General features: G+C 53.4%; 12 protein-coding genes. 7 read left to right on the forward strand and 5 right to left on the reverse strand.

The window, feature by feature from the left end; translation table 11 throughout:
- Positions 1-405: 405 nt before the first annotated feature.
- On the reverse strand, positions 406-1,107 hold the full coding sequence (locus tag ACFOUO_RS05310) for a hypothetical protein (RefSeq protein WP_380702897.1): 702 nt from the start codon (positions 1,105-1,107) through the stop codon (positions 406-408).
- A 207-nt stretch (positions 1,108-1,314) separates the two neighbouring features.
- Positions 1,315-1,467, reverse strand: a complete 153-nt coding sequence (locus tag ACFOUO_RS05315) for a hypothetical protein (protein WP_380702899.1) — start codon at positions 1,465-1,467, stop codon at positions 1,315-1,317.
- Between the two features lie 496 nt (positions 1,468-1,963).
- On the opposite strand from ACFOUO_RS05315, the gene brnQ reads away from it, so the two are divergent.
- On the forward strand, positions 1,964-3,298 hold the full coding sequence (brnQ, locus tag ACFOUO_RS05320; RefSeq protein ID WP_380703267.1) for a branched-chain amino acid transport system II carrier protein: 1,335 nt from the start codon (positions 1,964-1,966) through the stop codon (positions 3,296-3,298).
- 56 nt (positions 3,299-3,354) lie between these two features.
- On the opposite strand, the gene aceA is transcribed toward brnQ, so the two are convergent.
- The 3 genes from aceA to ACFOUO_RS05335 form a co-directional block, all read right to left on the reverse strand.
- The gene (gene aceA / locus ACFOUO_RS05325) at positions 3,355-4,635 is read right to left on the reverse strand and encodes an isocitrate lyase (RefSeq protein ID WP_380702901.1); all 1,281 of its coding nucleotides are present in this window, start codon (positions 4,633-4,635) and stop codon (positions 3,355-3,357) included.
- Positions 4,636-4,710: 75 nt separating this feature from the next.
- Entirely contained in the window at positions 4,711-6,279 is a 1,569-nt protein-coding gene (aceB, locus tag ACFOUO_RS05330) for a malate synthase A (protein WP_380703269.1), read from the reverse strand.
- Between the two features lie 295 nt (positions 6,280-6,574).
- The gene (locus tag ACFOUO_RS05335; RefSeq protein ID WP_380702903.1) at positions 6,575-8,239 is read right to left on the reverse strand and encodes a peptide ABC transporter substrate-binding protein; all 1,665 of its coding nucleotides are present in this window, start codon (positions 8,237-8,239) and stop codon (positions 6,575-6,577) included.
- 314 nt (positions 8,240-8,553) lie between these two features.
- On the opposite strand from ACFOUO_RS05335, the gene ACFOUO_RS05340 reads away from it, so the two are divergent.
- The 6 genes from ACFOUO_RS05340 (at position 8,554) to ACFOUO_RS05365 (ending at position 14,030) form a co-directional block, all read left to right on the forward strand.
- Entirely contained in the window at positions 8,554-8,895 is a 342-nt protein-coding gene (locus tag ACFOUO_RS05340; protein ID WP_380702905.1) for a DUF485 domain-containing protein, read from the forward strand.
- Positions 8,892-10,397, forward strand: coding sequence for a solute symporter family protein (locus tag ACFOUO_RS05345; protein ID WP_380702907.1), 1,506 nt, complete (start codon positions 8,892-8,894; stop codon positions 10,395-10,397). Before ACFOUO_RS05340 ends, ACFOUO_RS05345 begins: the two co-directional genes overlap by 4 nt.
- A 114-nt stretch (positions 10,398-10,511) precedes the next feature.
- Positions 10,512-10,745: a hypothetical protein gene (locus tag ACFOUO_RS05350; protein WP_380702909.1), complete on the forward strand. Its 234-nt coding sequence runs from the start codon at positions 10,512-10,514 to the stop codon at positions 10,743-10,745.
- Between the two features lie 119 nt (positions 10,746-10,864).
- Positions 10,865-11,575 (forward strand): 2,3,4,5-tetrahydropyridine-2,6-dicarboxylate N-acetyltransferase, encoded by a 711-nt coding sequence (gene dapD / locus ACFOUO_RS05355; protein WP_380702911.1) that lies wholly within the window; start codon positions 10,865-10,867, stop codon positions 11,573-11,575.
- 101 nt (positions 11,576-11,676) lie between these two features.
- A complete protein-coding gene (locus ACFOUO_RS05360; protein ID WP_380702913.1) occupies positions 11,677-12,897 on the forward strand; it encodes an aspartate aminotransferase family protein in 1,221 nt (406 codons plus the stop codon).
- Positions 12,898-12,917: 20 nt separating this feature from the next.
- Positions 12,918-14,030, forward strand: coding sequence for an N-acetyldiaminopimelate deacetylase (locus ACFOUO_RS05365; protein ID WP_380703271.1), 1,113 nt, complete (start codon positions 12,918-12,920; stop codon positions 14,028-14,030).
- Positions 14,031-14,041: the final 11 nt, after the last annotated feature.

Raw genomic sequence — 14,041 nt, forward strand, 5'->3', positions numbered from 1 at the left:
CGTATGAGCGGTGCTCATCCCACTGGTAGTGGGTTGTTCCTTGAAAACGTTATGGTAGGGGGTTCCAGCGGCGAACAAATCGCTCCCGCTGGGTAAAACCATAAGAGAACGATAAGGAACTAGAACGCTGGTAACAGGCGTTCCGCCCATGTGGGTACATTCTAACTGCATGGGACGGGCTGATGAGACAGCCCTGAACTTGGGAGTTGCACGAAGCAGAAATGGATTGAATGCGCTAACTACCCAAGAATCCCACGGCTTCAGCCGTGTGGAGTCTCAATCATCGAATGGTTCGTGTATAAGAAAAAGCAGCTCCTTCGAGCTGCTAGAAACCATGGATAATCAAATGACTCCCCACAAAAAAAGGACGGACCGGCCTGCTGCCGTCCGTCCTTTTCACTTTTCCTACAAGGTGAGGCCATCCTCTTTTCCCGATTGCTGCATACGATGGCGCCAATCTATTTTTACATCGTTGTTCTGAGGGGTGCTATCCGCCAGATAATAGAGAGAATAGATGCCATCCTCCGTGCTTAGGAAGCGAGCATAGCCGTGTCCACCGGTCATCTCCACCTCGGCCAGAATATCATTCCGTTTCTCTGCGAGGATGTTCCAATCCTTCGCCTCGTACTCCTTCAAAAACCCGTCTTCCATCATTCTTTGGGCAAACTGCCGGGTGCTTACCTGACCCTGAATGCCTTGATAATAGCTGACGATGACCAACTCATCGGAAGTTTCGGCACTCCGCCCCTCTGGAGTCAGCAAGGTAAGCTCGATATCCACCCCGTTTTTCGACAGGTTTTCTTGATCTGCCTTCTGCCAGTCCTGATCGTCCGTCTTCACAGTCAGGTCGCTGACAACCAACTCTTTCCCCTCTGAGAGACCGCCGGAATCTTGTCCGCCTTCCCCATTCACGGGTGGTTGGGCTTCCAGATCCTCATCCGTCTTCTCCGACTCTTTCCTGGAACCGGAATCGGGATTCTCCGCTCTCTTCTGTCCCCCTTGGGCTTCCCTGTTTTTGGCCAGCTCGCTTATCACGAGGGAACAACCGCTTGAAAATACCAGGGAACCGAGGGTAATCACCCATAACAACCCTCTCACCGGCAACAATCAACACCTCTTTTTTCTGCATAGAATACCCTTCTCTTCTATCCTATTGAATTTCCCAAACCGCGTCACTAGACAAAACAGCCTAGTTCTCCGAATGCCAACGTTTCGGACCACCGTCCTCATAAAAAAAACGCCGGCACGAGCCCGACGTTTACCTGAATCTCTCCCTTTCGCCAAAACGGAACCCCTGCTCCGCCGAACCCGGGATTAGACACCCCCGCAATGACGATCCGACCGTGCTTCCACCTTCTCTGTCTTTTCTGGTGAAGGCTCGTCGCGAAGCTGTTCTGCAGTCTGATCGCGCAGCTCTTCCGCTTGTTGTGTCCGCAATACTTCTGCTGTTTTTTGCTTTTCAGCCATGGTTCTCATCTCCTCCTTTGATTAGGTTATTATGCGGGTTAAAGACGTCCAGGGGACCGATCCACCTCAAATTCGGTGAGATTCTTCGGGTGGCCACCCAGACTATTTTCATAATTGGAAGGTGTCTCCGTATCCAAGCCCAAGGAATCCTCCTCTTGATGCGGGTTCCTTTTGTCTTCGGCAGCGCGTTTCTTTTTATTCTTCATTGTTTTCACCCCATTATTTTTGCTTAGTATGAGCGAAAAATGGGCAGAAATGCACAGAGATGCTTTATCGTCGGCAGCCCTCGTATGTTATAAACGGAGGGTGCGAAAGAAATGACCCTTCCCGCCAGCGAAGGTCAAGCTTCGGCAAACGTTTTTGTTCCATCCATAACAAGGGTAAATTTACCAGTAATGTTCGCCAAATTGTCCGTTTTTTGCAGAGAAGTTCTTGTTATGATTGAACGTAAATGAAATTTTTCTCATCAATAAAGGAGATAGCTTTTATGAATAAAATATCGTCAGTCTATCGGTCCGAAACCCTCTCCATTGGATTGATGTTGTTCGCTCTCTTTTTCGGAGCGGGTAACCTCATATTCCCTCCGGCGCTCGGCCAGGCCTCCGGAACGGAATTCGGCCCTGCAATCACCGGCTTTGTGATCACCGGGGTCGGATTACCCCTGCTGGCTGTGATCGCTTTGGCGGTGACAGGGGGAAACATGCAAACCATCGGAAGCCGGGTTCACCCTCTATTTGGGCTGATCTTTACGGTTATCATCTACTTGGCAATCGGACCCTTTTTCGGGATCCCGCGAACAGGGAGCGTCGCTTTTGAAATGGGTGCTGTACCTTTCCTGCCTGCAGGAATGAAAGAGACAGCCCTGTTAGTCTTCACCGTGTTTTACTTCTCGCTAACCTTCTGGCTCTGTCTGAACCCTTCGAAATTGGTGGACCGGATCGGCAAAGTCCTTACCCCCCTCCTGCTGATTATCCTGACCGTTATCCTGGCAGGTCTGTTTTTGAACCCGATTGGGTCCCCCGTCGCTCCTAGTGATGCATTTCAATCAGAGGCTTTCTTCGGTGGATTTGTTCAGGGATACCTCACGATGGATACTTTGGGTGCCCTCGTCTTTGGGCTTGTCGTCATCTCTGCCGCCAAAGGCAAGGGAATCAAAGAATCACCCGCCCTCGCCAGAACGGTGATATCGGCGGCGGTAATCGCTGGGGCCGGTCTCGCCTTCGTCTATCTGACACTCGGTTGGTTGGGTGCCACCAGTTCCACCCTCGGTACAACGGATAACGGGGCGGAAATCCTGACCCGGGTGGTTGCATCCCTGTTTGGAGACTGGGGAGCCCTGCTCCTCGGGACAGCGGTCAGCCTTGCCTGCCTGACGACTTCCGTCGGCCTGGTTTCTGCCTGCGGGATGTTTTTCTCTCGGATCATCCCAGCAGCCTCTTACAAACTCGTGGTCGGTATCCTTTGCCTGGCCAGCCTGTTGATGGCCAATGTCGGCTTGACCCAGATCATTTCCGTCTCGGTTCCGGTATTGGCTGGAATCTATCCGATCGCTATCGTCTTGATCCTTCTCTCCTTTTTGCAATTGGAACCCGGAACCGAGAGGCCCGTTTATGCCGGAGCCGTCATCGGAACGGCACTGGTCAGCGTGATCGATGGTTTAAATGAGGCCCGCATTCCTCTGGGCGGACTCGGCGAATGGTACGCCCAGCTCCCCCTCTATAATCAGGGAATCGGCTGGCTCCTTCCCGCTATTGCCGGTACCCTGATCGGCTTCCTGTGGATGACCGTCCGGGGCAGTCGGGTATGGAAAAAGGCAGAGGATCATAGCTAAAAGGAACCACAAAAAAGAGAAACCTCCCCTATCGGGTGAGGTTTCTCTTTTTTGTCTTATGCGCTAAATTGTTCTTCTTCCGTGGATCCTTTGAGAGCGGTGGTAGAGGAGGTTCCTCCTGTGATCGTCATCGAGACGGCATCGAAGTAACCGGTTCCCACTTCCCGCTGGTGGCGGGTGGCAGAGTAACCGTGAGCCTCGTTGGCGAACTCGGCCTCTTGTAACTCCGAGTACGCCGCCATCCCACGATCCTTGTAGCCGAGGGCCAGCTCAAACATGCTGTTGTTGAGGGCATGGAAACCGGCCAAGGTGACAAACTGGAATTTGTAGCCCATCTTGCCCAGTTCATCCTGGAAGCGGGCAATGGTCTTGTCATCCAGTTTTTTCTTCCAGTTGAAAGAGGGAGAGCAGTTGTAGGCCAGCATTTTGCCCGGGAACTGAGCATGGATCGCCTCCGCGAACCGGCGGGCTTCCTCCAGATCAGGCGTAGAGGTTTCACACCAGATCAAGTCGGCGTAGGGAGCGTAGGCCAGCCCCCTTGCGATAGCCGTATCCAGTCCCGATTTTTGGCGGAAGAATCCTTCTGGTGTCCGCTCCCCAGTCAGGAATTGATGATCCCTCGGATCGACGTCACTGGTGATCAGTTCAGCGGCATTGGCGTCTGTCCGGGCAACCAGGATCGTCGGCACCCCCATCACATCTGCGGCAAGACGGGCGGAAACCAGATTGCGGACGGCATGGGCGGTCGGAATTAACACCTTGCCTCCCAGGTGGCCGCATTTTTTTTCAGAGGCCAACTGATCTTCGAAGTGGACGCCAGCCGCTCCTGCCTCAATCATTCCTTTCATGAGTTCAAAAACATTGAGGGGGCCGCCAAAGCCGGCTTCCGCATCTGCCACGATAGGAGCGAACCAATCCCGCTGGGCGCCTCCTTCTGCATGTTCGATCTGGTCTGCTCGCTGTAAAGCCTGATTGATCCGTTTCACCACGTGGGGAACACTGTTAGCAGGGTACAGGCTCTGGTCGGGGTACATCTGCCCTGACAGGTTGGCGTCGGCAGCTACTTGCCACCCGGAGAGATAGATCGCCTTCAGACCGGCCTTCACCTGCTGAACCGCTTGGTTGCCGGTTAGTGCTCCGAGGGCTTTCACATGGGGCTCGTTATGGAGCAGATCCCACAGCCGCTCCGACCCCCGACGGGCCAGTGTATATTCAATTGGGAAAGAACCCCGAAGTTTGATCACGTGTTCAGCCGAGTAGGTACGTTCAATCCCTTTCCAGCGCGGATCCGTCTCCCATTTCTTCTCTAGTGTTTTCGCTTCCTGTTGAACCGTCATCGCTCATCTCTCCTTTATAGTCGCTCTAGCGCTTTCAGCTTCTTGTACCGGGTAAAGCTCGATATTTTGCTATGTTTACGCTTCCAACTTCTTATAGCCGGGCAGGGTGAGGAATTCGACGAAGTCGTCGGCAAGGGTCAGTTCGGTGAAAAGCTCCTTCGCCTCCCCGAATTTTCCATTAGCATAGGCATCGACACCGATTCGATCCTCGATCCGGTCCAATTCTTCCTCCACCGTCTGTAGAAAGAGTTCCTTCGTCACCTTGCTACCGTCGGATAGCTTCCCCTCGGGATGACGGATCCATTGCCATACCTGAGCGCGGGAGATCTCCGCTGTGGCGGCGTCTTCCATCAGGTGGTTGATCGCCACCGCTCCGTAACCCCTGAGCCAGGCTTCGATATACTGGATACCGACACTGACATTGTCCCTAAGCCCCTGCTCAGTGATGGGCCCCTCGGGTACCCGGCACAGATCCTCCGCAGTGACTTGGACGTCCCCTCTCTTTTTGTGGATCTGATTGGGGTGAAGCATATGTTTGTCAAAGACATCCATGGCCACCGGCACCAATGCCGGGTGGGCGACCCAGGTGCCGTCGTGGCCGTCAAGGGCTTCACGTTCTTTGTCGGCTCGCACCTTGGAAATCGCTTCCTCGTTGGCCTTCGGATCGTCCTTCACCGGAATCTGGGCAGCCATCCCACCGATACAGGGGGCGTTCCTCCGGTGGCACGTCTTTACTGCTGACAGAGTATAAGCTCGCATGAATGGGACAGTCATCGTCACCAGGGACCGATCGGGCAAGATCACTTCCGGCCTGCTACGGAAGCGTTTGATGTAACTAAAAATATAATCCCAGCGGCCGCAGTTGAGGCCCGCGGAGTGCTCTTTTAATTCATAGAGGATCTCATCCATTTCAAAAGCGGCGAGAATCGTCTCGATCAGCACCGTGGCTTTAATGGTACCGCGGGCAATTTTCCGCTCATCCTGTGCGAAAAGGAAGACATCGTTCCACAAGCGGGCTTCCAAATGGCTTTCCAGTTTGGGAAGGTAAAAATAAGGCCCTGACCCTTTGCGGAGAAGGGTTTTTGCATTGTGGAAAAAATAGAGACCAAAGTCGAAGAGAGCTGCTGGAATCGGCTTCCCGTCCACTTCGACGTGTTTTTCATCCAGATGCCAGCCACGAGGACGAACGATGATGACTGCCGGTTTACGGGTAAGTTCATATCGTTTTCCGTTGGGAGCGGTAAAGTCGATCTGACGGTTGATAGCGTCTCGCATGTTGATCTGCCCTTGAATGCTGTTCTTCCAGGTGGGAGAGTTGGCATCCTCAAAATCCGCCATGAACACCTTTGCACCCGAATTCAGGGCATTAATGACCATCTTGCGGTCAGAGGTAGGACCGGTGATCTCCACCCGTCGGTCCTGCAAATCGTAGGGGAGATCTGCAATCGACCAGGACAGATGGCGGATCTCTGCTGTTTCAGGCAGAAAATCAGGTCCTTTCCCCGCGTCGAGTTCCTGTTGCCGTTGGTGCCGGTTTTTAAGCAATTCATCCCGGCGTCCCCGGAAGCGGCGGGCCAGTTTTGCAACGAAATCCAGAGCCTCCGGTGTGAGAATTTCCGCAAACGCTTCCGTCACTTCCCCCATCACGTTCACGTGGGCATGTTCGGACGATGTCTGTGTGCTCACGGATGGTTTCACTCCCTCGAAAAGAATCGGATAGTGTCGATCTGTTTGAACACAGAACGATTAACTTGTGTTGTATTATATAACAGTGAAATTGAAATTGACAAGACTTTTTTCTCAATTGGAACAAAAGAGGCACAACGGTAGGCACGACAGGCTTTTGCCCTTCTCCTGATTGGTTCGGAATAAAAAAAACACGGGATATTGATCCCGTGTTCCATCGCGGACGAACGTTCTCAGGAAGCGTACGGCCCGTTTATTTCTTTTTCTTTTTCTGCTGTTCCTTCCCCTCGATGTAGGTCCATTTTAAGGTGTACTCGGGACCGATGGGATGACGAAACAGATTCTTCACATAGGGTTTCTGGACATAGGCCTGGGATTCGTAAAAGAGAGGGGCCACTCCAGCATCCTCCATCACGATCTCTTCCGCCTTCACCATGGCTTCATTCCGGGCTTTGAAGTCGGAAGTGCTTTTCGCTTTCTCGATCAGACGGTCGAAAGCAGGATTATGCCACTTTCCGAAGTTGACCTGGCTCGCAGAATGGCCGATCTCCATAAAGGCCATCGGATCATTGTATCGACCGATCCAGCGAACGAGGGAAAGGTGAAAATAGCCCTGTTGTTCGGCGGCAAGCTTCTGCTTAACCGGCTTTGGGTTGATCGTGACGTTTAGGCCGAGGTTGTTCTTCCATTCGTTCTTCAGAAAGAGCGCGATCTTCTTCCGATCATCGTCGTTCACGTTAAGCTCCACCGTCGGAAGGGTTTCGTATCCTAGTTCATCAATTCCTTCTTCCAGAAGCCGACTTGCTTTTTCCTTATCGAAGTCTACCAACTTACCGGCATCTTTCCGGAAGGGGTCCCCGTTTCCGTCATCGATGCCGTCCGGTACCATCCCTTTTGCCGGACGGGAGCCGTCTTTCATCACTTCATTGACCAACTGTTCCCGGTCCACAGCCAAGCTGAGGGCTTGGCGAATTTTTTTGTTCTTTAAGAATTCCAACCGAGTATTATACACCAGTAGGAAAGTTGCCCCCCGCTCCACGGGAAGAAACTCACTCCCCCCCTTAAACGCATCCACCAGTTCTTTCGAAAGGGGGGCGACGTCCGTCTTCCCTGACGTGTAACCATTCATGATGTTGACGGGATCGGTGTCGACTTTCACATGCACCTGTTCGAGCTTGACGCTTTTTTTATCCCAGTATTGATCGTTTTTTTTGTAGCGGAGATTTTGCTCATGATTCCATTCCGCTAGGACAAAGGGACCGTTGTAAACCATCTTCTCTTTATCCGAGCCGTATTCTTTCCCATACTTCTCCACGATGTCTTTCCGTTGGGGCAAAAACGCGGCGGAGGCGGTCTGGCCGAGGAAATAGGGGCTCGGCTGACGCAGTTTCACTTGGAGAGTCCGATCATCCAGGGCCTTTACCCCGACAGCCTCTTCTGGAGCTTGTCCGGTATGATAAGCTTGGGCGTTTTCAATATCAAACAGCATGACCGCCGATTCCAGATTGAAATTCGGGTTGAGAGCCCGTTTCCAGGCGTATTCGAAATCCTGTGCCTTAACGGGCACTCCATCACTCCATTTCGCACCTTCCCGGATCTTAAAGGTTATCGTTTTTTTATCTGGGCTGATCTCCGGCATCCCGTCTGAAATCGCAGGCTGTACCTGATTCGCCATATCCAGTCTCATCAGGCCTTCCATCACGTTATTCAGTACGTTAAACGAACTCCCGTCGACGGCGATCGCGCTGTCCAAAGACGGGGGTTCAGAAGCGATGGTAATATGGAGCTCCTGGCGATCCTCCTTCGCCGATTTCGCCTCCTTCTTCTCACCCAATCCACCCTCAATCCATCCGCACCCTGAAACCAACATTCCCCACACAAGACAAACAGTCGTTACACCCATCCATCTGCTTCTCAATGTTATCCTCCTCCGGAACGGCTCTTACTCGCATGACATGCCAGAAAACCGTCCCTTCACTGAAATTTATGATAACAATGGCTGCATTTAATTATAGTTCAACTACCCTCGGTAATGAAAGGGCTTTCATGGATGATAGGGTGGCTTGGTTTTCCAATAGTCAGTCTGTTATAATAATTGGAAATATGGATAAACCAACCGACCGATTCCTTCTGAGAGCAGCGTGATGGTACACGCAAAGGAGGTCTTTAAAGAAAAAACTTCTACCCAGTTGGTCGACACTCCTCAAGACACCAGACAAGGGAGGATTCCAAATGGCAGCGTCTGATCTGCAGTCGAGCCGGGCTCCGGAAAACTCCGAATGGGAGCAAATTGCGGAAACCCGGGATTTCAAGGTGATCATCCGACGCAAGAAATGGTTTATTCTGCCCGCCACTCTGTTTTTTCTGGCCTATTATATCGCTCTCCCCGTTCTCAACGGCTATACGGATTGGCTTCACCCCAAAGTGATCGGTTCCATAAACCTAGCGTACCTATTCGCCCTGTCCCAAATCATCATGGCGTGGGTCATCTCCCTCCTCTATGTTCGTCACGCCAACCGCACTGACCGCCATTCAGATAACGTTGCCACCCATAGGAAGGAGGGGCTTCGTTGAGGCTCACCGCCTTTGTGCTATTCTTTGTCATCGTCTCCCTCACCCTCATCATCACCTACTGGGCCGCTAAGCGAACCAAGTCGACGACGGATTTTTATGCCGCTGGCCGTTCAATCACCGCTTGGCAAAACGGTCTTGCCATTTCGGGGGACTACATGAGCGCCGCCTCTTTCCTCGGAATCGCCGGTCTGATCGCTTTGTACGGCTACGACGGTTTTTTCTATTCCGTCGGTTTCCTCGTCGCATTTCTACTGGTTTTGCTGGTAGTGGCAGAGCCCCTCCGCAACTCCGGTAAATACACGATTGCCGATATGCTCGCCTACCGCTTGAAGGCACCGCCGGTCCGGTCTGCCGCCGCTCTGTCTACCATGTCCATCTCAGCTTTTTATATGATCGCCCAACTGGTGGGCGCAGGAGCCTTAATTAAGCTTCTTCTCGGTCTGGATGGAACCATTTCTATCATCGTGATCGGCATCCTAATGATTCTGTATGTGGTCTTTGGTGGTATGTTGGCTACTACCTGGGTGCAGATCATCAAAGCGGTCCTGCTGATGACGGGAACCGTTATTCTTAGCCTTCTCGTCCTTTCCAAGTTCAATTTTAGCATCGTCCATATGTTTGACCAGGTGGCGGAATTAAAGGGTCAGCGATTCCTTGAGCCCGGGCTCCAGTTCGACAATCCGATTGAAAATCTCTCCCTGGGTCTTGGGTTGGTTCTGGGGACAGCCGGACTCCCACATATTCTGATTCGCTTCTACACCGTACCAACGGCACGGGAGGCCCGCACTTCAGTGGTTTGGGCGATCTTTATTATCGGCACCTTCTATATCCTGACCACTTTCCTCGGCTTCGGTGCCGCCACCCTCGTCGGTGAAGACAAGATCATCGCCGCTGACAAAGCGGGAAATATGGCTGCTCCCTTGCTAGCGGAAGCGGTCGGGGGAACCTTCTTCTTCGCCTTTATCGCTGCCGTCGCCTTCGCTACCATTCTAGCTGTGGTAGCCGGGCTTGTGATGTCCGCTGCCGGGGCCTTCGCCCACGATTTTTACTCCCACGTGCTACGGAAAGGAAAAGCAACGGACAAAGAACAGGTTCGAGTAGCCAAGCAAGCTTCCATCGGGGTCGGGATCGTCTCCATCATCCTCGCACTCCTTTCCAAGGATCAAAACGTTGCTTTTCTCGTCTCCCTCGCCTTTGCAGTAGCCGCTAGTGCCAACTTGCCGTCAATCCTATTCAGCATCTTCTGGAGGCGATTTAACACGGTCGGAGCCGTAACCGGCATCCTGACCGGCCTCGTCAGCTGCATCCTCATCGTTGCCTTCGGTCCAAACTTCCTGAAAGAAGATGCGATCATCCCTCTGAGCAACCCGGCTCTCCTATCCGTCCCCCTTGGTTTTCTGGGTGCTTATCTAGGGACCATCCTGAGCAAGCCGGAACCTGACGCCGATGAGAAGTACACCGAACTTCTCGTCCGGTCCAATACCGGCATTGGCGCAGAGTGACAGAAAGCCAAATGCCCCATTTGGTCTATTGATCCTCCTGTCTTTCTCTCCCTAGACTGAGAAGAGACCGGTCGATCATGTGCCGGTGAAGCATTCATGGAGAGAAGGTATGTAATGAAAAAACCCATCCACGAAGAACAACAGCGAGCAATCCAAACCTGGGAATCGATCCGGGAGGGAAGAACTCGCCTTACGGCGGCAACGGCCCGGGGGGATTGGCAGGAAGCCGAACGGATCACCGGTGATCTCGCTTTCTGGGAGTTGGAGCTAAAACGGCTGGAACGTTCGATCGGGTTGTTCGCCCTTTTCTGCGAAGAATCGGATCACCAAATATTCCCTGATCATTAACAGTCCCCCTGTCCCTTCCGCAGTTTCCGGGAGAGACAGGGGTATGCTATACTCGGATTGAGGAATAGGATCGGTCGTCCGAGAGAAATCATCAATTACAAAGAGAAAGGGTGCAACCTATGGAACAGATGGATGCCAATCAGATCATCGAATTTATCCAGAAGAGCGAGAAAAAAACCCCTGTCAAAGTACATATCAAAGGAGATCTCTCCGGCATCGACTTCGGTAAAGAGGTTCACTCCTTTATCACCGGCAATGTCGGCGTCCTCTTCGGTGATTGGAAGGCCCTCCAACCCGTACTGGAAGCCAACAAAGGGAAGATCGAGGATCTGGTGGTAGAAAATGACCGGCGCAATTCCGCCATCCCCCTTCTCGACATGAAGGACATTCCCGCCCGCATTGAGCCCGGTGCTTTCATCCGGGAACAGGTGGAAATCGGCAAAAACGTCGTCATTATGATGGGAGCTTCCATCAACATCGGCGCTGTGATCGGAGACGGAACCATGATCGATATGAATGTGGTCGTCGGCGGCCGGGGAACGATCGGCAAGAACTGCCACATCGGTGCCGGGGCCGTCATCGCCGGGGTTATCGAACCCCCGTCGGCTACTCCGGTGATCATCGAAGACGACGTCGTGGTCGGGGCCAACGCTGTCATCCTGGAAGGGGTGCGCGTCGGCAAGGGCTCCGTCGTCGCTGCCGGAGCCGTGGTTGTGGAGGATGTCCCTGAAAATAGTGTCGTTGCCGGTACTCCCGCCAAAGTAATTAAAAAGATCGACGATAAGACCCGATCCAAGACGGAAATCAAACAGGAACTCCGCCAACTGTAAAACTAGCTACAATCAAACAGGATCGGAGAGAAAGTGCGGGGCCGTGGAAACGGCCCTCCTTTTCTATATCGGAACCAAACCGCGAAAGAGGAGGAAGTGCCATGACCGATTGGGTATCCCTCGATCAGCAATATATCCTACCCACCTACAACCGTCTGCCCATTGCCATCGCCGAAGCCCGTGGCAATACCCTAACCGATACCGAGGGGAACTCGTACCTGGATCTGTTCACCGGATTGGCCGTTAACGTGTTGGGCCATTCCCATCCTAAGGTGTTGGCCGCCCTCCACGAGCAGGGAGAACAGTTCCTCCATGTTTCCAACAAATTTCTCAACCCACCAGCGATCGAGCTGGCACGCCGTTTGGTGGAAAACAGCATCCAAGGGCAGGTATTCTTCTCCAATTCCGGGGCTGAAGCGACCGAAGCGGCGGTGAAGTTGGTTCACAAATGGACTCAGGCTGAAGGAAAGGGCAAACATGGCTTCATCGTCATGAGGAAGAGTTTCCACGGTCGCACCTTGGGGGCGGTCCGGCTCACACGCCAACCCGGCGTCTACCAGGACTTCCCCCAACCGGATTATCCCGTCTATGAAGTGGAGCCGAATGACATCGATGCCTTGCGTGAGTTGTGCGAACGAGAGCGGCCTGCCGCCATTCTGGCGGAACCGATCCTCGGCTCTGGAGGTGTACAGCCCCTTAGCACAGCATATCTGCAAGAGATCGAACGCCTTTGCCAGGAAAAAGGCATACTATGCTGCATGGATGAGATCCAGACGGGGATCGGTCGTACAGGCCACTTGTTCGCCTATCAGCACGCCGGCATTCAGCCGGATCTAATCCTGTTCGCAAAAGGGGTAGGAGGCGGCCTTCCCCTCGGTGGGATCATCGCCGGAGAAAGGACGGCCCACCTGTTCAAACCGGGTGATCATGGAACTACCTTTGCCCCTTCTCCACTCTCAGCCGCGCTGGGAAATGCCGTCCTCCAGGTACTCCTGGAAGACGGCGGCTTGGAAGAGGGGCGCCGCAACGCCGAACACCTATGGACGCGCCTGTCGCAGTTGAAAGAAAAGTACCCGTCTCTGGTACAGGCTATCCGGGGCCAGGGGATGATGATCGGTATCCATACCTCCCTCGCTCCGAAAGAAGCCTCTCAGCTGCAACAGACTCTTTTAACAGACGGGTTTCTGGTTGATATCGCCCAACAGACGGTGATCCGTCTGTTGCCCCCGCTCACTCTAACTCCGCAGGAAACGGACCGTTTCACCAACCACCTAGCTAAACGATTGGCTGAAATCGCAACGAAAGGAGGAACGACACCGTGACTCAATCCGCCCTTCATCCGATGGTAGAGGTGAGGCGCCGGCTCCATCAGATTCCGGAGCTGGGCTTTGCCGAATTTAAAACTCAGCGCTTCATCCTGGACTATATCTCCCGCCTGCCTCAGGAACGCCTGGAGGTAGCTACCTGGCGAACCGGGGTGCTAGTCCGGGTTCGAGGAACCCAGCCGACGCGCACCATCGGTTGGCGCACCGATATGGACGGATTGCCCATCGAAGAGGAGACCGGTTATGACTTTCAATCTCTCCACCCTGGCAACATGCACGCCTGCGGCCATGATCTACACATGGCCATCGCCCTTGGTCTTCTGACCCATTTCACGGCCAATCCTACGAAAGACCATCTGCTCTTTCTCTTCCAGCCGGCAGAAGAAGGGCCCGGCGGTGCCCAGCCGATGTTGGAAAGCGACGAATTCCGCCGGTGGAAGCCGGATCTGCTCTTCGGGCTCCACATCAGTCCGGATTACCCGGTCGGCACCATCGCCACCCGGCCCGGAATCCTGTTTTCCAATACTTCGGAGCTGTTCATCGACTTGACAGGGACAGCGGGTCACGCCTCCCTTCCCCACCGAAGCAACGACATGGTAATCGCCGCCTCTCAACTGGCGATGCAACTGCAAACGATCATCTCTCGCAACATCGATCCCCTGGACTCAGCCATCCTCACCCTAGGCAAGGTAACCATCGGCACCAAACAAAACATCATCCCTGGATCGGCCCGACTAGAAGGGACGATTCGAACCCTCTCCATGGATTCCATGGAAAAAATCAAGGATCGGATCCGATCACTGGTGAAGGGAATCGAGACCGGCTTTGAATGCCAGGCCCATATCGACTGGGGAGCGAACTACTGCCAAGTGGAAAATGAGGAAAACCTGACCCGTGAGTTTATGGAGTGGGCCGGGAGAGAAGGCGGCGTCCAGGTGGTCGAATGCCGGGAAGCGATGGCCGGTGAGGATTTCGGTTACTTCTTGCGGGAGATCCCCGGCTTTATGTTTTGGCTGGGAGTTGATACAGCTTACGGCCTCCATCATCCTAAGATCCAGCCCGACGAAAGAGCCATCCCAGTCGCCCTTGACCTCCTAACAAGCTACATCGAGTGGAAAGCAGGGAGATAAATAGCCACCCA

This window comes from Salinithrix halophila, from assembly GCF_042650125.1.
GTDB classification, from domain to species: domain Bacteria; phylum Bacillota; class Bacilli; order Thermoactinomycetales; family DSM-45169; genus Salinithrix; species Salinithrix halophila.

Excerpts from the sequence above, each read along its gene's own strand:
- ACFOUO_RS05350 (WP_380702909.1), top strand. The coding sequence starts at position 10,512 with ATGAAAAAACCCATCCACGAAGAACAACAGCGAGCAATCCAAACCTGG.
- aceA (WP_380702901.1), bottom strand. The coding sequence starts at position 4,635 with ATGACGGTTCAACAGGAAGCGAAAACACTAGAGAAGAAATGGGAGACG.
- dapD (WP_380702911.1), top strand. The coding sequence starts at position 10,865 with ATGGAACAGATGGATGCCAATCAGATCATCGAATTTATCCAGAAGAGC.
- ACFOUO_RS05315 (WP_380702899.1), bottom strand. The coding sequence starts at position 1,467 with ATGGCTGAAAAGCAAAAAACAGCAGAAGTATTGCGGACACAACAAGCG.
- ACFOUO_RS05365 (WP_380703271.1), top strand. The coding sequence starts at position 12,918 with ATGGTAGAGGTGAGGCGCCGGCTCCATCAGATTCCGGAGCTGGGCTTT.
- aceB (WP_380703269.1), bottom strand. The coding sequence starts at position 6,279 with ATGGGGGAAGTGACGGAAGCGTTTGCGGAAATTCTCACACCGGAGGCT.
- ACFOUO_RS05360 (WP_380702913.1), top strand. The coding sequence starts at position 11,677 with ATGACCGATTGGGTATCCCTCGATCAGCAATATATCCTACCCACCTAC.
- ACFOUO_RS05340 (WP_380702905.1), top strand. The coding sequence starts at position 8,554 with ATGGCAGCGTCTGATCTGCAGTCGAGCCGGGCTCCGGAAAACTCCGAA.